Annotated in this window: 16 protein-coding genes; 5 read left to right on the forward strand and 11 right to left on the reverse strand. The window is 32.1% G+C overall.

Annotation, left to right across the window (positions count from 1 at the left end):
- Position 1: 1 nt before the first annotated feature.
- The 9 genes from FNB79_RS09045 to FNB79_RS09085 all read right to left on the reverse strand — a co-directional run bounded on the left by FNB79_RS09045 (position 2) and on the right by FNB79_RS09085 (position 9,208).
- Entirely contained in the window at positions 2-1,366 is a 1,365-nt protein-coding gene (locus FNB79_RS09045; RefSeq protein WP_394345096.1) for an exonuclease domain-containing protein, read from the reverse strand.
- On the reverse strand, positions 1,366-2,133 hold the full coding sequence (locus tag FNB79_RS09050) for an XRE family transcriptional regulator (protein WP_394345097.1): 768 nt from the start codon (positions 2,131-2,133) through the stop codon (positions 1,366-1,368). The genes FNB79_RS09045 and FNB79_RS09050 overlap by 1 nt, the downstream gene beginning before the upstream one ends.
- 257 nt (positions 2,134-2,390) lie before the next feature.
- The gene (locus FNB79_RS09055) at positions 2,391-2,825 is read right to left on the reverse strand and encodes a sensor of ECF-type sigma factor (protein ID WP_143381010.1); all 435 of its coding nucleotides are present in this window, start codon (positions 2,823-2,825) and stop codon (positions 2,391-2,393) included.
- A gap of 10 nt (positions 2,826-2,835) precedes the next feature.
- On the reverse strand, positions 2,836-3,327 hold the full coding sequence (locus tag FNB79_RS09060) for a hypothetical protein (protein WP_143381011.1): 492 nt from the start codon (positions 3,325-3,327) through the stop codon (positions 2,836-2,838).
- A gap of 33 nt (positions 3,328-3,360) precedes the next feature.
- On the reverse strand, positions 3,361-3,903 hold the full coding sequence (locus tag FNB79_RS09065; protein WP_143381012.1) for an RNA polymerase sigma factor: 543 nt from the start codon (positions 3,901-3,903) through the stop codon (positions 3,361-3,363).
- A gap of 146 nt (positions 3,904-4,049) precedes the next feature.
- Positions 4,050-5,876, reverse strand: a complete 1,827-nt coding sequence (locus FNB79_RS09070) for an ABC transporter ATP-binding protein (protein ID WP_143381013.1) — start codon at positions 5,874-5,876, stop codon at positions 4,050-4,052.
- Positions 5,876-7,603: a phospho-sugar mutase gene (locus FNB79_RS09075; RefSeq protein WP_185967739.1), complete on the reverse strand. Its 1,728-nt coding sequence runs from the start codon at positions 7,601-7,603 to the stop codon at positions 5,876-5,878. The genes FNB79_RS09070 and FNB79_RS09075 overlap by 1 nt, the downstream gene beginning before the upstream one ends.
- A 79-nt stretch (positions 7,604-7,682) precedes the next feature.
- The gene (locus tag FNB79_RS09080) at positions 7,683-8,633 is read right to left on the reverse strand and encodes a glycosyltransferase family 2 protein (protein WP_143381014.1); all 951 of its coding nucleotides are present in this window, start codon (positions 8,631-8,633) and stop codon (positions 7,683-7,685) included.
- A 44-nt stretch (positions 8,634-8,677) separates the two neighbouring features.
- A complete protein-coding gene (locus FNB79_RS09085) occupies positions 8,678-9,208 on the reverse strand; it encodes a DUF4199 domain-containing protein (RefSeq protein ID WP_143381015.1) in 531 nt (176 codons plus the stop codon).
- Between the two features lie 158 nt (positions 9,209-9,366).
- Here FNB79_RS09085 and FNB79_RS09090 point away from each other — a divergent pair, with 158 nt between their 5' ends.
- A complete protein-coding gene (locus tag FNB79_RS09090) occupies positions 9,367-9,618 on the forward strand; it encodes a type B 50S ribosomal protein L31 (protein WP_066224877.1) in 252 nt (83 codons plus the stop codon).
- Positions 9,619-9,693: 75 nt separating this feature from the next.
- A complete protein-coding gene (locus tag FNB79_RS09095) occupies positions 9,694-10,869 on the forward strand; it encodes a GlmU family protein (protein ID WP_143381016.1) in 1,176 nt (391 codons plus the stop codon).
- 8 nt (positions 10,870-10,877) lie between these two features.
- Here FNB79_RS09095 and FNB79_RS09100 read toward each other — a convergent pair whose 3' ends face one another.
- Positions 10,878-12,509, reverse strand: a complete 1,632-nt coding sequence (locus tag FNB79_RS09100) for an ABC transporter substrate-binding protein (protein WP_143381017.1) — start codon at positions 12,507-12,509, stop codon at positions 10,878-10,880.
- 203 nt (positions 12,510-12,712) lie between these two features.
- Here FNB79_RS09100 and mtaB point away from each other — a divergent pair, with 203 nt between their 5' ends.
- On the forward strand, positions 12,713-14,044 hold the full coding sequence (mtaB, locus tag FNB79_RS09105; protein WP_185967740.1) for a tRNA (N(6)-L-threonylcarbamoyladenosine(37)-C(2))-methylthiotransferase MtaB: 1,332 nt from the start codon (positions 12,713-12,715) through the stop codon (positions 14,042-14,044).
- Positions 14,045-14,090: 46 nt separating this feature from the next.
- Here the strand turns inward: mtaB and FNB79_RS09110 are convergent, their stop codons facing one another.
- Positions 14,091-14,387: a GNAT family N-acetyltransferase gene (locus tag FNB79_RS09110; protein WP_185967741.1), complete on the reverse strand. Its 297-nt coding sequence runs from the start codon at positions 14,385-14,387 to the stop codon at positions 14,091-14,093.
- 127 nt (positions 14,388-14,514) lie between these two features.
- Here FNB79_RS09110 and FNB79_RS09115 point away from each other — a divergent pair, with 127 nt between their 5' ends.
- Positions 14,515-15,189, forward strand: a complete 675-nt coding sequence (locus FNB79_RS09115; protein WP_143381019.1) for an alpha/beta hydrolase family protein — start codon at positions 14,515-14,517, stop codon at positions 15,187-15,189.
- Positions 15,190-15,232: 43 nt separating this feature from the next.
- Positions 15,233-16,153 (forward strand): lytic transglycosylase domain-containing protein, encoded by a 921-nt coding sequence (locus FNB79_RS09120; RefSeq protein WP_143381020.1) that lies wholly within the window; start codon positions 15,233-15,235, stop codon positions 16,151-16,153.
- The last annotated feature ends 60 nt before the right edge of the window (positions 16,154-16,213 follow it).

Here is a 16,213-nt window from a genome sequence, read left to right on the forward strand (position 1 = left end):
TTTAAATGCTAACACTCGACTGAGGTTGGATTTGAGTTTTTAAAATAACGCTTTGTAAAATTTTTTGAGTGTGCATAGTATCTTGTTGTGGGATTAAAAAACGTTCTAAATCTTCAGTGTGCATAATCTGTTCGGTAGCGTCTATAAAACCATAGCCCTTGTAAAATCCATCTCTAATTAAAATAAATGCAGATTCTTCTTGATGTCTGCCGTTTTGTTTAATTACAAGTTCTTGATTGCTATTTTTTATAGATGCGATAGCTTCTTCTACCCTCAAGTTATAATTTGAAGCCGTTTCCTTTTGTTTACATATACCTTTACAGTCTTGAATGGCGTAATGGGAACATGCGGTAATACTTTCTTGCAAATGACAATATTTAGGACATAAATTAAAAGCTGTACAGTATTTTTCTAATTGTAGTCTGCAATCTGTAATGGAGTAGAAAATTTTAAGTGGATTTGGAGCAGATTTTAGAGTGTTATATGCCAAGTGTTTTATGCCGTCTCTGTCTTCATAACTAAAAATTGCGAAAGCTTTTGGATTACGCTTTGCTGCTTGATTATATTCTGGATAATGAGATTTTATAGCAGCATCTTCCATAAGTGACGCAATCAATTCACTCCCAGATAAGTCAAAAGTGATATCTGCTGTTTCTCTGCACAAATTCATTTCTTTATCCGATTTATTGTAAAAATGAGTTAATACACGTTTTTTTAAATCTTTAGCTTTTCCAACATATATTATTTTTCCTTTTTTATTCTTAAAATAATAAACTCCAGGTTTATTAGGTATAGCGTTAAATACTGTATTAGGCAAATTTGGAGGGAGAGTTGCTTCTTTAGAAGAAGGTTTTAAAAAGGCTTTTATAACTGTTTCTGATTCTTCTTTGGCTAATAATAATTCAAATAAAATTACAGTTGCTTCTGCATCTCCTTTAGCACGGTGCCTGTTCACAACATTTATATTAAGGGCGTCGCATAATTTACCTAGGCTGTATGATTGGTGTCCCGGAATTAATTTTCTAGATAAACGTATGGTACATAATTTTTTGCGTTTAAACTCAATACCAAGCTCTTTAAAAGCATTACGAATAATGTTATAATCGAAATTCACATTATGGGCAACAAAAATAGAATCTTCTGTAAGATCTAATACTTGCTGAGCAATTTCTGAAAAAGTAGGGGCGTTAGCAACCATTCTATTGTCTATACCTGTAAGCGTAGTAATGTATGGCGGTATTTGAGTTTCAGGATTTACCAATGTGCTAAACGTGTCTATAAGTTGTTTGCCGTCATGTTTTAAAATCGCAATTTCTGTAATTTTATTACCGCTTCCGTTAGTTTCAATATCTATAATTGTGTACATTATTGTATCATTTTTTCTAAAGCTTTTAATTCTACACCAAGCTCATTAAACATGCTTATTATACTACTTATTTGTAATTCGTGTGCGTCGTACTCTTGTGTGTTTATGCAACAAGTAAATTCCCATAATTCTAAAATATCTTCAGCATGTACTAAATACGGAGCATATTTTTTATTGTCTGATACGAGTAAGATACTGTTATTTTCTTTGATTTGATTATAAACACGCTTATAGACCATACCTTGTGAAGCTGTTAATAACACATACGTGCGACCGTCTTGCAGATCTTGTAGGTCTTCAATAAATTTACCTACAACAAAAGAACCATCTTTTAATGGAAGCATCGAGTCTCCTTTTATAGGGAAGGCTCTGTGTTTTCCTGTGGGTAAAAAGGGCAGCTTAATGTTTTGTAGTTGATCTATGTATTCAGGATCGTCGTAGCCATTTAAATATCCAGCAGAGGCTTTTACAGGAACAACTTCTATCAAATCGTCATCTTCCAAATCTACAATCATAGGGAATAGGATGCGATTTTGTCCAATATTTAAAAACGAATTGTCTTTGGTTTTGCTTAAGTCGGTACGTACTAAAATATCTATAGGCAATTTAAAATAATCTGAAAATTTAATAAGCATAGCTATAGCAGGTTCTGAACGACCTTCTTCATAAGACCCAATTCTGGATCGGGTAATTCCTAAATCATTGGCAAGTGCTTCTTGAGAGTATTTTTTTAGTGTTCTTAAATGTTTAATATTTGAGGCAATCATAAACAATTGTTATTAGTCCAGAATAATGGCTGTTGTAATTAGTAGTAATTAATGCTTGTAAATGTAGCAAAATTATTAATCTGAAAAAACAAAAATTAAAGGTGTATTAAAATTATTGTAAATGAGTTAAAGTATTAAAAAAGAAGTGGTGTTTTTAAATGTGTAATTTCTTAGTAATTAGTAGTGTTAGAAGATGAAATACTATAGCGTTTAAAATTTTAGTAAAAAAAAAGAGCCAAATGGCTCTTTAAATCATGTTATCTTTTATCGTCTTGATGTCTTTTTTTATACTCTTCAAAGAGTTTTCTTCTAAAATCGTCTTCAGATTTTTTAAGAATGATAATTTTTTTAGCAGGAATTACTTTCTTTAAATCATTAATGTATTGATTGTATAGTAGCAATCTTTTTTCGTTAGATTGAACCATGCTATTTAAAAGCGTGTTGGCTTCGGTTTCAGATAAATTATCTATATCAGAGCTTTTTCTTTGCGCTTTCATTTCGTTACGAAGGGAATTGGTGTCTTCTTCATAAGCGTTATAAATAGGCCAGAATTTTTGTGCTTCAGTTTTAGATAAATTCAGTTTTTCTGTAATAAAAGCTATTTTTAGAGTTTTTATTTTTTCGTCTTTACTTTGTGCAAATACATTTACACTACATAGGGCGATTAATAAAATAATATATCCTTTTTTCATAAGTTAATTTTTAATTGTCTAAAAGATCTTCTAAATCTACTACACTTTCTATATAATAATCTATAGAGGCATCGCTTAGTGTACTGTTTAAAATGTCATTTTCAAAAACATCAGTATCTGTAATTAAAGTAGCCATTTCTGAAGTGTTAAATTCTTCATTTAAAATAAAAGACTCTAAACTATCGTTATTTATAGAGCTAATAGAGTGAGTTTGATTATTAGAAAAAGTAAGTGTAAACATAAGTACTAAACAAGCAGCAATACTAGCCGCATAAGCCCAAGGTTTAATATTTAAAGTTCTTACTTTAGGCTTAGCATCTAATTTTGTTAGAATACGAGCTTCTAAAGTCTCGAAATAGTCATCAGGAGCTTTAAAACCAGGATTTGAAACTTTGTCTTGAAGTTTAGCTTGGCTTAAAATAGAATCCTCAAGAGTATTAAAGTAATCTTTTGGTATTTTAAACCCTCCGGTATTGTCGTTATGTAAGTCTTTCAATTTCATCTTAATGCTTAGACTGTGTTTTTTTATAAAGGTTTAATCATGAGTTAAATAGTCTTCAATTTTTTTTACAGCTAAATGGTAAGATGCTTTTAATGCGCCTTCGCTGGTCTCTAAAATTTCAGACATCTCTTTATATTTTATATCTTCAAAATACCTCATATTAAATACTAACTGTTGTTTTTGAGGTAGTTTAGCAATTGCTTGTTGTAGTTTAAATTGAATGTCGTCTCCTTCAAAGTAAACATCAGATTGTAAATGATCTAAAGCAAGTTGCTGGGCCTCTTCGTTTGTAATTTGCAACAGTTTGGCTCTTTTATTAATGAATGAGATAGCTTCGTTAGTCGCTATACGATACATCCATGAGTACAATTTACTGTCTCCATTAAACGAATTTATATTTCTAAAAATCTTTATGAATGTATTTTGTAATACATCATCCGTATCGTCGTGAGATTTCACAATATTACGAATGTGCCAATACAGCCGTTCTTTGTAAATCCGAATAAGGTCTTTAAAAGCTGAATCTCTGCTAGCATCAGATTTTAGTTGCTCTAAAAGTTGAGACTCGTTAATCATTCATAGGTTTTATACTTAGACATCTAAAAGTCTTAAAAGTTTAATTAAGGATGTAAATTTCGGAATAAAGTTTGAAAAATGGGTATAAAAAAGGGATAAACACCTATTAAAGTGGTTATCCCTATATTAAAAATTAGATTTAAATTTTATTCAAAACTTTGCATGTGTACCAATTTATTGTAAACATGATCTTTTTTAATCAATTCCTCATGAGTGCCTTGTTCTACAATTTCTCCTTTTTGCATAACAACAATTAAGTCTGCACTTTGAATGGTTGATAAACGGTGGGCAATAACAATAGAGGTTCTGTTTTTCATCATGTTTTCTAAAGCATCTTGTACTAAACGTTCACTTTCTGTGTCTAGGGCAGAGGTTGCTTCATCTAAAATCATAATAGGTGGGTTCTTTAATACTGCACGGGCAATGCTTAATCGCTGCTTTTGTCCGCCAGATAATTTGTTTCCAGAATCTCCAATATTGGTCTCTATGCCAAGAGGTAAATCTTTAACAAATTCCCAAGCATTGGCAATTTTTAAGGCGTCTATAATTTCTTGATCTGTTGCATTTTCTTTGCCTAATAAGATATTGTTTTTTATAGTGTCGTTAAACAATATAGAATCTTGAGTAACTAAGCCCATTAAATTACGTAATGAATGTTTACTTAAATCTTTTATATTGTCTCCATCTATAGTAATGCTACCTTGGGAAACATCGTAAAAACGAGTTACTAGATTAGCTATTGTGCTTTTTCCGCTACCAGATTGTCCTACAAGCGCCACACTTTTTCCTTTAGGGACAGTGAGTGTAAAATGCTTTAACACAAAATCGTCTTCATATTTAAATGAAATATTATTTAGTGCAATTTCAGAATTAAACTCTGTTTTAATTTTAGCATTAGGCTTGTCTTTTAAAACAGATTCTGTATTTAAAATCTCTAAAACACGATCTGCAGCAGCATTACCAGCTTTAACCTTATAACTTGCTTTACTAATATCTTTTGCAGGTGTTAATATTTGATAAGCCAGTGCCATATAAGTAATAAAAGCACCTCCAGAGAGTGTTCTCTCTATTAAAACCATACTCCCGCCGTACCATAATAAGGCGGCAATAGTTATAATTCCTAAAAATTCGCTAGTAGGTGAGGCTAAATTCTGTCGGTTTAAAAGTGTATTGGAAAAATGATAAAAACGTTCTGTAGAATCTTGAAATTTAGCATTAAATTTTTGTTCTGCATTAAACCCTTTAATCACTTTTAGTCCGCCTAAAGTTTCCTCTAAGGTAGAAATAAATACGCCTTGTTCTGTTTGTACTTTATTAGATTTACGTTTTAAACTTTTCCCAATTCTAGATATTATAAATCCCGCAACCGGAATAAATAAAAACACAAATATGGTGAGTTGGGTCGAGATGGTAAACATGGTGATAATTGCAAAAACAATGGTTAACGGTTCTTTTACAATAAGCTCTAAAATAGCTAGTAAAGAATTTTTTACTTCGTTAACATCTCCTGAAATACGAGCAATGATATCGCCTTTTTTCTTTTCAGAATAATAAGAAATAGGTAGCGTAATAACTTTATCATAAATGGCGTTTCTTAAATCTTTTAAAACGCCATTTCTTAAAAATGTAATTGAAAATAATGCTAAGTAATTAAAAATATTTTTGAGTAAGAATAAACTAATAATTAACACAATCATATAAAATAAAGTACGCTGTGGGCCCTCGTTTGCATTGGTTGTGGTAACAAAATAGTTTAGGTAATTCTCACCATACGCTTTTAAATGCCCGATACCTTTATAAACAGGTTCTACGGTTACTTTTTTAGTTTCGCCAAATAATACATTTATCATAGGCATTAAAGATACCATAGCTAGGGTACTAAATAATGCATATAATATGTTGAAGAAAATATTAAAGAAACCGTATTTTTTATACGGTATTATAAAGCGCGATAGTTTTTTTAGATACTCCATTAACTAAGTTTCATGTCTTTTATAATAGCATCTATTTTAGCTTCTAGTTTTGCTTCTGTCGCTTTAAAATTGTTTGCACTGTCTAATGGTGTGTTGGCGCTAATATAAAATTTAATTTTAGGCTCAGTTCCGCTTGGTCTTAATGCAACTTTACTACCATCTTCTGTGTAATAAATAATAACATTTGATTTAGGAATGTCTATCGAATCTTCTTTACCTGTCGCTAAATATTTAACGGTTGCAGTTTGGTAATCTTCTACACGTACTACTTTAGAGCCGTTAATTTCAGATACCGGATTTTCACGAGCATCAATCATCATTTGTTTAATTTCTAGTGCACCTTCAATACCTTTTTTAGTTAATGAAATTAAACGCTCTTTATATAAGCCATGTGCGACATACAAGTCTAATAAGCTTTGGTACATAGAGCTACCATTTGCTTTGGCTTGTGCTGCTATTTCGCAAGCCAATAGGGTAGAGGTTACGGCATCTTTATCGCGTACAAAATCGCCAACTAAATATCCGAAACTTTCTTCGCCACCACCAACGTATGTTTGTTCTGGGAAGTCCTTAATCATTTTAGCGATCCATTTAAATCCTGTTAAACCCACTTTGTAATCTACATTATAAGCTTTGGCTAATTGAGACATCATAGGTGTAGAAACAATCGTAGAAGCGATAAATTCGTTACCTTTTAAAGCGTTTTTAGATTGCCATTGTTTAAGTAAGAAATCTGTCATTAATAACATGGTCTGATTTCCGTTTAGTAAAATCATGTTTCCTTCCAAATCACGAACTGCTACACCTAAACGATCACAATCAGGGTCTGTACCTATAACAATATCAGAACCTGTTTCTTTAGCTAAATCTAAAGCCATTTTTAAAGCTTCAGGCTCTTCTGGGTTAGGCGATTTTACAGTAGGGAAGTCTCCGTTAGGCACTTCTTGTTCTTTTACAATATGTACGTGGTTGTAACCTGCTTGTTTTAAGGTTTGAGGTACAGAGGTTACAGAAGTTCCATGAAGTGGTGTAAACACAACATTTAAGTTTTCTCTAGCTTCGGGAGTTGTATAGGTTCCGTTTTCAATTGAGGCTTTAATAAATGCCTGATCTACATCTTCTCCAATATAATGAATTAAGTCTGCGTTGGCTTCAAATTTAACTTCAGAATAATCTAATGCATCTATACCTTTCACAATTAAATCGTCGTGAGGAGGAACCAATTGTCCGCCATCTTGCCAGTACACTTTGTATCCGTTATATTCTGGTGGGTTGTGCGATGCAGTTAACACGATACCACAGTGGCAATTTAAGTGTCTTACGGCAAAAGATAATTCTGGTGTAGGGCGTAAATCTTCAAAAAGATAAACTTCTATTTGGTTTGCAGAAAAGACATCTGCTACAACTTTTGCTAATGTTTTACTATTATGTCTACAATCGTAAGCAATGGCAACTTTAATCGTTTCGTCAGGAAAATTTGTGTGTAAATAATTGCTTAAGCCTTGGGTGTTTTTTCCTAATGTATATTTGTTAATTCTATTAGTTCCAATTCCCATTATCCCTCGCATTCCACCTGTACCAAACTCTAAGTCTTTATAAAAACTTTCTTTTAGCTCGGTTGGGTTATTTGCAATTAAGTCTTTAATATAGGTTTGCGTTTCTTCATCAAAGTTAGGTGTTAACCATGTGTTTACGCGTTCTAATAATTCTGGTTCAATGTAAATCATAATGTTTTAATATATAGTAAACAAAAATAAGTAATTCGTTAAATGGAAATGATTAATAGGGCATTAATTTATGTCATGTCTAGTTTAAATTTAATTCATTTTTAATGGTATATCTATTTCTGTTTGGTTTTGATCTTAAAATTAATTCTCCTAAAAATCCAGCTACAAAAAACTGTGTCCCAATAATCATGGTGGTTAAAGCAATATAAAATTGCGGCCGTTGAGTAATTAATCTTCCGTTTGGATGAAGAAAAATTTTATCAATTCCTAAATATACAGAAAATACAAACCCAATGGCAAGCATTAATATGCCTAAAGCACCAAATAGGTGCATGGGACGTTTTGCAAAATGCGATAAAAACCAAATGGTTATAAGGTCTAAAAAGCCATGAATAAAGCGATCCATACCAAATTTAGTTTCGCCATATTTTCTAGCCTGATGTTGTACAACTTTTTCTCCAATTTTATAAAATCCTGCATTTTTAGCTAATAGCGGAATGTAACGATGCATTTCTCCATTAACATCTATGTTTTTTACAACTGTGTTTCTGTAAGATTTTAGTCCGCAGTTAAAATCATGGAGTTTTACACCAGAAGTTTTTCGTGCGGCCCAATTAAATAATTTAGAAGGTAAATTTTTAGAAATTACAGAGTCGTAACGTTTCTTTTTCCAGCCAGAGACCAAATCAAAGTCATCGTTAATAATCATGCTATATAGCTCGGGGATTTCTTCTGGATTGTCTTGTAAATCGGCATCCATAGTAATGATTACATCTCCAGATGCTTTTGCAAAACCGGCGTGTAAGGCTTGAGATTTACCGTAGTTTCTTAAAAAACGAATGCCTTTAACCTCTGGGTGTGCAGCAGATAATTCAGATATGATTGTCCAAGACGTGTCTGTACTACCATCATCAATAAAAAGGATTTCGTAAGAAAAACGATTGGACTGCATAACTTTAGCAATCCAATCGTATAATTCGTGTAAAGACTCGTGTTCGTTAAGTAGCGGTATGACTACTGATATATTCATGTAAATGTTTTAAACTTTTTATATAAAGTTCAAAAATACTATAATTAATTAGCTTCTGGGTCAGTTTTTTTCATTGCAAGTGCAACTATTAATCCTACCACACAATAAAATATAATTTGAAAGGCTAAAGATTTAATCTGATTACCAATTTCAAATTGATTTTGATCTTGCATGTCGGCTACAGCTTGATCAATTGCTTCTTGAGGTGCACCAAAGCTCTTCATCATTTTTGTTGAGTTCTCTATAACTTGTAATTTTAAGGCTTCAGCAGCATCTGGATCAATATAATTAAATAGGATAATGCTAACAATCGCACTTATTATAACGCCTACAACAACAGTTGCAAAATAAGCTGTAAAGGCATCTTTAAAACTAATGAATCCGTTTTGAGAACGTTTAGCTTTTGCTGTTGAAAAGATTCCAAAACCTATAATAATTATAAATAAAATAATTCCCACCCACATACTAGTGAGTAGTTCAAGATTAATAACATAGGCAATAATAGTTACTGAAGATAGTAAAATGGCTAAATAAATACCATATGTGGCTGCCATAGATTTTAAAGATTGTTCCATAATTTTTTGGTGATTAATTGGTTTGTAAAGGTTAGTAAACAAATATAACAAAACGTTACAAAAAGAAACTTAAATAAATTTTACAAAAAAACATTGCAGAATAATAAAAAATACTTAAATTTGCATTCTCAAAATTGATAAGATTAAAACGATTAGTGATGAAAAAAGATATACATCCAGCAAATTATAGAGTAGTAGCATTTAAAGATATGTCTAACGATGATGTGTTTTTAACTAAATCTACTGCTAATACAAATGAAACATTAGAAGTAGATGGTGTTGAGTATCCTTTAATTAAAATGGAGATTTCAAGAACATCACACCCGTTCTATACAGGTAAATCTAAATTAATTGATACGGCTGGTCGTATTGATAAATTTAAAAATAAATACGCTAAATTTAAAAAGTAATTTAGTGCAAATATATATTACTAAAGCCTTTCAAATTTTGAAAGGCTTTTTTATTTTTACTTAAAAAATCGAATAATGAATTATATTCTCTTTGATGGACCTTCGCGTAACAGTCTGTTACCATTTACCTATACTAGACCTGTTGCAGATATTAGAATTGGAATTTTAACTATTCGCGAAAAATGGGAGCATCATTTAGGAGGAACCACGACTACAATCACCGAAGATTATTTAGCAGATAAATATCCAATGGTTGAAATGGAAGAGAATGTAATGATTAATGCGTCTTACCTTCCAAATTTTGAGTTGGTAGAGCTTATAAGAGGTCTAGAAAAAAATCAAGCCATATTTAAAGATGATGATGTGGTTGCTTTTTTTGCTACAGACACTCAAGACGATATTGATTTTGATACTTACGAAGCTATTGAATGTAATGCAGATTGTGTTAAAATAGAACATACCTGGGAGATCTTTACTAAGAATGGTATAGCTATTCAAGACGACTTCGAATTGTTAACCGAAGGCAGAACCTCGCAACCTATTCCTACAACGGTAAACACCATAGCTCCAGAACATATTTTTATTGAAGAAGGTGCCGAACTTAACTTTGTAACCTTAAATGCATCTACTGGGCCAATTTATATTGGTAAAAATGCTGTAATTCTTGAGGGCGCTTTAATTCGTGGTCCTTTCGCATTATGTGAAAAATCTGCAGTAAAAATGGGGGCGAAAATTTATGGTCCTACTACTATAGGCCCTTACAGTAAAGTTGGGGGAGAAGTAAATAATGCTGTATTGTTTGCAAATTCTAATAAAGGACATGAGGGGTACTTAGGAAATTCTGTATTAGGAGAATGGTGTAATTTGGGTGCAGATACCAATAATTCTAACTTAAAAAACAACTATGCCGAGGTAAGATTATGGAGCTACGAAACAGAAAATTTTGCTAAAACAGGACTTCAGTTTTGTGGTTTAATAATGGGAGATCATAGTAAATGCGGAATTAACACCATGTTTAATACAGGAACAGTTATTGGTGTAAATGCAAATATATTTGGTGCTGGATATCCTCGTAACTTTGTGCCTAGTTTTAGTTGGGGTGGCCATAACGGCTTTACCACTTACACCACTAATAAAGCTTTTGAAGTAGCCGAAATCGTTATGAACAGACGCGACATTGAATTTACAGCTACTGATAGAGCCATCTTAGCGCATGTTTTTGAAATATCTAAAAAATACAGAAGGGATTAAAACGCCTGTTAGTTGTATTTCTTAACGCGCTTTAAGTCTAACAAATTGGTTGGATTTATACCTAAATTATGAACTTCTTTTCGTGTAAATCTAACAACTTCATCATAAAATAATGGTACAACAGGGGCATGTGCCATAACTAAAGAGTCCATTTTTGTATAGAGTAACTCTCGTGTTTTGGTATCTGTTTCTACAAAAGATTGCTCGTACCATCTATCAAATAAGTCGTTTTTAAAATGCGAATAGTTAGGGCCATTAGGGGCAAAATTTTTACTGTAAAATAACGATAAGTAATTTTCTGCATCGGGGTAATCGGCAACCCAACTCGCTCTAAAAATATCAAGTTTTCCGTTAGCTTTAGCGTCTTTTAAAGCCGAAGGTGGCACAACGTTTATGTGTACTATTAGTCCTATTTTCTGTATTTCTCGTTGTATATATTCACAGAAACTTAAATAATTTCCTGTTGTAGTTATCGTGATTTCGGGATGTTCAATTCCTTTTTCGGTTTTAAACGTTTCAAGGTAACTTTTTGCTAATTTTGGATTATAGTTAAATCCAATCCCCGAATTATAACCTGGTAAACCTTTAGGTATAAAGCCGCCGTGAGCAGGAATACCAATACCATTTCGTAAATAAGTCATCATTTTTTTCCGGTCAAACCCATAGTTAATACATTTTCTAAGCCATTCTGATTGGATTTCAGTAAGTTCTGAATCCATAAAAAACGATAAGTATTCCGTATTTAAATACGGAGCACGAATTAAATTTACTTCTGGCTCGTATTGGTCTCGTAGCTGGCCATTTGCTGTTAAAATTTCATCTTTATACGAGGCATCGAGTCCCGAAATAAAATCAATATTACCTTGTGCAAATTGTAAAAATTCACTTTGTTTGTCAGGTAAAAAAGTTATAGCAACAGCTTCTAAATAAGGCAAATGCTGACCATAATTATTGGTTTCAAAATATAAGGGGTTTTTTCTGAAAACTAATTTTATATTTTCTTCCCAGCGTTTAAAATAAAATGGTCCTGTCCCTATTGGGTGTGATCTAAATTCAGTTCCGTAATGTTCTACAATTTCTTTGGGAACTACCGAACAATACTTCATAGTAAGTAATCCTAAAAAAGCAGGGAAAGGTTGTTTTAAACGAATTATAAACGTGTGTTTATTTTTAGCTTCAAAAGTGTCTACTTTATTTAATACCCATCGTCCTGGCGAGCCTACCTCAGGATCTAATAAGCGGTTAAAGCTGTATGCAAAATCATGCGCAGTCACTATACGTGTAGAATCTCTTCCAAATAAAGCGTGTTTGTGGTAATAAATATTTGTTTTTAAGGTAAAGGTATAAGTTAGTCCATCTTCGGAAATAGACCAAGATTTTGCAATTGCAGGTTCTACTTGCATACTATCATTCATCTGCACTAAACCATTAAATAATTGGTTGGTTGCCCAGATATCTGCAATGTCCTTAGAAAACGCAGGATCCAAAGTACTTATATTTTTGTGTTCGTTATATCTAAATACAAGATTTTGGTCTCTATTTTTTTTGTTGGTTGTACAGCAAATACACATTATACTTCCAAAACAGATAAGAATATATTTTTTAAAAGTAGAAAGAGAAGTATTTAAAACTGAAAACATAAAAGAGTGCGGATATTATTAACTAAGTGTTTTAATTTCAAAAGTAAGTGTATTAGCTCACAAATTAAACTCACATTTTAAATATTTTACTTTTTTTGAATCTACTGAAAATGAATTAGGTGTTGGTAGGTAGGTATTACATGGGTTTTAACATAAACACCATAGTTTTTTTGTAAATTCGCAGCATTTTAGAATTTTAAATTATGACTAGACAAAAAGTAGCGTTTTATACTTTAGGCTGTAAACTAAATTTTTCTGAAACCTCTACCATTGCAAGGGATTTTGAAAATGAAGGGTTTGACCGTGTAGACTTTACAGACCCTGCAGATATATATGTTATTAATACCTGTTCGGTAACCGATAATGCAGACAAGCGTTTTAAAACCATTGTAAAGCAAACACAAAAAGTGAATCCTAAAGCTTTTGTTGCTGCAGTTGGTTGCTATGCACAACTAAAACCACAAGAACTTGCAGATGTAGATGGGGTAGATTTGGTTTTGGGAGCTACAGAAAAATTTAAAATCACAGACTATTTAAACGATTTATCTAAAAACGATTTTGGTGAAGTTCACTCTTGTGAAATTGAAGATGCCGATTTTTATGTAGGTAGTTATTCTATAGGAGATCGAACTCGTGCGTTTTTAAAAGTTCAGGATGGGTGCGATTATAAGTGTACATACTGTACTATTCCGTTAGCACGTGGAATTTCGAGAAGTGATACTTTGCAGAATGTGCTTAAAAATGCTAAAGAAATCTCTGAACAGAACATTAAAGAAATTGTTTTAACGGGTGTAAATATTGGAGATTATGGTAAAGGAGAATTTGGTAATAAAAAACACGAGCATACCTTTTATGAATTAGTACAAGGTTTAGATACGGTAGAAGGTATCGAGCGCTTAAGAATTTCATCAATAGAGCCAAACTTACTTAAAAATGAAACTATAGATTTTGTCTCTAAGAGCAGAACTTTTGTGCCTCACTTTCATATTCCGTTACAAAGTGGAAGTAATACAATTTTAAAGTTAATGCGCCGTCGTTATATGAAAGAATTATATGTAGATCGTGTAACCAAGATTAAAGACGTCATGCCAGATGCGTGTATAGGTGTAGATGTAATTGTTGGTTTTCCAGGAGAGACAGACGAGTTGTTCTTAGAGACCTATCATTTTTTAGCTGAATTAAACATCTCGTATTTACATGTATTTACATATTCTGAGCGTGATAATACTCAAGCAGCAAATATGGAAGGCGTCGTACCTAAAAATGTACGTAGTAAACGCAGTAAGATGCTTCGTGGTTTATCGGTTAAAAAGCGTAGAGCATTTTACGAAAGTCAAATAGGAACTCACAGAACTGTATTGTTTGAAGGTGAAAATAAAGAAGGCTATATTCATGGATTTACAGAAAACTATGTTAAGGTAAAAGCCCCGTGGAATCCAGAACTGGTAAATACTCTACAAGAGGTAAATTTAACAAAAATAGATGAAGATGGTTTAGTGAGGTTTAGCTTTGTATCTCAACCCTTAACAGCATAATATAAAAAAGCCACTATAAAAAGTAGTGGCTTTTTTATTAAAGGTGTTAAATTCTAACACCAATAGGTAACATGCTTTTGTATTCTCTGTGTTTTCTCATAAATTTAGCGATTGTTGGACACGTAGGTACAACACTTAAATTACGTTCTTTTAAATGCTCTAAAACCAGAGTTATAAACTTGTTTTCAAAAGCTTCTGTGTGTTTGTCTTCAGGAACTATTAATTTTGTTAGAAAAATCTTTCGTTCTTGTAGGGCGTACTCAATAATGGCTAAATCAGTGTCAATTTTGTATTCAAACTGACGTAAAAAATCGTTGTCTGATACTTCTGCTGTGTCTATCATGGTCATGTTTTTAACGAATGGAGTCAAGAGAAAAAGAATCTACTCTTTATAAGTTTTAAGTTTAAAACTGTATATAAATTTACGAAAAAAAAAGATTAAACGAAAGAGTTTAACAGTTTAATACATTATGAATCAAGATATAATACATGTGTATTTTATGCCGGGAATGGCTGCAAATTCTACTATTTTTGAGTATATAAAATTGCCCAAAGCGCGTTTTAAAATACATTTATTAGAATGGGTGTTACCTTATAAAAATGAAACCTTATCAGAATATGCAAAACGAATTTGTGAAGGTATAAAAGAAGACAATCCTGTGCTAGTAGGAGTCTCTTTTGGAGGTATATTAGTGCAAGAAATGAGTAAGCATATAAAAACAAGAAAAGTTATAGTTATTTCAAGTGTGCTCACCAAGCATGAGTTACCAAAACGTATGAAATTGGCGAAAGTCACTAAAATATATAAATATTTACCAACGCATTTAGTAAGGGATTTTGAAACCTATACAAAATATACATTTGGGAGTAATTTAGAAAGACGTGTAAAATTATATAAAAAATATCTGTCTGTACGTGACAAAAATTATTTAGATTGGGCCATAGAACAAGTAGTGTGTTGGGAGCAAGAACAACCTTTGCCAAATACAATACATATTCATGGCGATAAAGATGCCGTCTTTCCATATCAATATATTAAAAATTGTATTACTGTTAAAGAAGGCACACATATTATGATTATAAATAAGTATAAATGGTTTAATGAAAATTTACCACAATTAATTTTAGACGATAAAGTGGCTTAAAATTTGATGCTATTTCTTATTAAATTAAAACAATACCAATATTATGAAACACATTTATAAAGGACTTACATTTATAGGCCTATTAGGAGTTGTAGCCTTGTCTATTAATGCGGTTGGAGATCCAGAAACCGATGAAAATTTTGAGAAAAAACAGTTTAATGATTATAATGTTTACGCATTACAAATGCCTGAACAATTAGATTTTGCAGGAGAAGCGTTGCCTTTAGGCGATCCCGATGTCTATGAGCGTATGGATAGAGAATTATTGGTAAATACCTATTGGCAATCTAATGCTTTACTACTGTTTAAACGTGCGCATAAATACTTTCCTGTTATAGAGCCTATATTAGAAAAACATGGTATTCCAGACGATTTTAAATATTTAGCGGTTATTGAAAGTGGTTTAACTAATGCTGTATCGCCTGCTGGAGCAAGAGGTTTTTGGCAAATAATGAAAGCAACTGCTAAAGATTTTGGTCTGGAGGTAAACGATAATGTAGATGAACGTTATAATTTAGAAAAAGCAACAGAAGTAGCTTGTGAGTATTTAAAAAAATCGAAAGCACAATTAGGATCTTGGACCTTAGCAGCAGCAGCTTATAATGCAGGGAATAGTGGTGTTTCTTCCCGCTTGGAAGCGCAACAAGTTAATGACTATTATGATTTGTTATTAGGTGAAGAAACTGGGCGTTATGTATTTAGAATTATTGCATTGAAGGAAATTTTAAATAACCCTTTAAAATATGGATTTAATTTTAGAGAAAAAGACCTTTATACCCATGTGCCTACATATACTGTAAAAGTAGATACAGCTGTAACAGATTTCGCAGCCTTTGCTCAAAAATTTGATATTAACTATAAAGTTTTAAAAATTCATAACCCGTGGTTACGTGAAGCGTTTTTAAATAACAGTTCTAGAAAATTATACGAGATAGAAATTCCTAAAGTAGGATATTATAAATAGTAAACACTAGTATTTATAAAAAAAAAGCGTTGAAGTTGATCAACGCTTTTTTTATGATGT

It is taken from the genome of Formosa sediminum, assembly GCF_007197735.1.
Classification (GTDB): Bacteria; Bacteroidota; Bacteroidia; order Flavobacteriales; family Flavobacteriaceae; genus Formosa; species Formosa sediminum.

Bases quoted from the DNA above. Each gene is read 5' to 3' on its own strand.
- FNB79_RS09075 (WP_185967739.1), bottom strand. From the start codon at position 7,603: ATGATTTACATTGAACCAGAATTATTAGAACGCGTAAACACATGGTTA.
- FNB79_RS09055 (WP_143381010.1), bottom strand. From the start codon at position 2,825: ATGAAAAAAGGATATATTATTTTATTAATCGCCCTATGTAGTGTAAAT.
- FNB79_RS09080 (WP_143381014.1), bottom strand. From the start codon at position 8,633: ATGAATATATCAGTAGTCATACCGCTACTTAACGAACACGAGTCTTTA.
- FNB79_RS09100 (WP_143381017.1), bottom strand. From the start codon at position 12,509: ATGTTTTCAGTTTTAAATACTTCTCTTTCTACTTTTAAAAAATATATT.
- mtaB (WP_185967740.1), top strand. From the start codon at position 12,713: ATGACTAGACAAAAAGTAGCGTTTTATACTTTAGGCTGTAAACTAAAT.
- FNB79_RS09115 (WP_143381019.1), top strand. From the start codon at position 14,515: ATGAATCAAGATATAATACATGTGTATTTTATGCCGGGAATGGCTGCA.
- FNB79_RS09045 (WP_394345096.1), bottom strand. From the start codon at position 1,366: ATGTACACAATTATAGATATTGAAACTAACGGAAGCGGTAATAAAATT.
- FNB79_RS09120 (WP_143381020.1), top strand. From the start codon at position 15,233: ATGAAACACATTTATAAAGGACTTACATTTATAGGCCTATTAGGAGTT.
- FNB79_RS09085 (WP_143381015.1), bottom strand. From the start codon at position 9,208: ATGGAACAATCTTTAAAATCTATGGCAGCCACATATGGTATTTATTTA.
- FNB79_RS09065 (WP_143381012.1), bottom strand. From the start codon at position 3,903: ATGATTAACGAGTCTCAACTTTTAGAGCAACTAAAATCTGATGCTAGC.
- FNB79_RS09090 (WP_066224877.1), top strand. From the start codon at position 9,367: ATGAAAAAAGATATACATCCAGCAAATTATAGAGTAGTAGCATTTAAA.
- FNB79_RS09095 (WP_143381016.1), top strand. From the start codon at position 9,694: ATGAATTATATTCTCTTTGATGGACCTTCGCGTAACAGTCTGTTACCA.
- FNB79_RS09060 (WP_143381011.1), bottom strand. From the start codon at position 3,327: ATGAAATTGAAAGACTTACATAACGACAATACCGGAGGGTTTAAAATA.
- FNB79_RS09110 (WP_185967741.1), bottom strand. From the start codon at position 14,387: ATGATAGACACAGCAGAAGTATCAGACAACGATTTTTTACGTCAGTTT.
- FNB79_RS09070 (WP_143381013.1), bottom strand. From the start codon at position 5,876: ATGGAGTATCTAAAAAAACTATCGCGCTTTATAATACCGTATAAAAAA.
- FNB79_RS09050 (WP_394345097.1), bottom strand. From the start codon at position 2,133: ATGATTGCCTCAAATATTAAACATTTAAGAACACTAAAAAAATACTCT.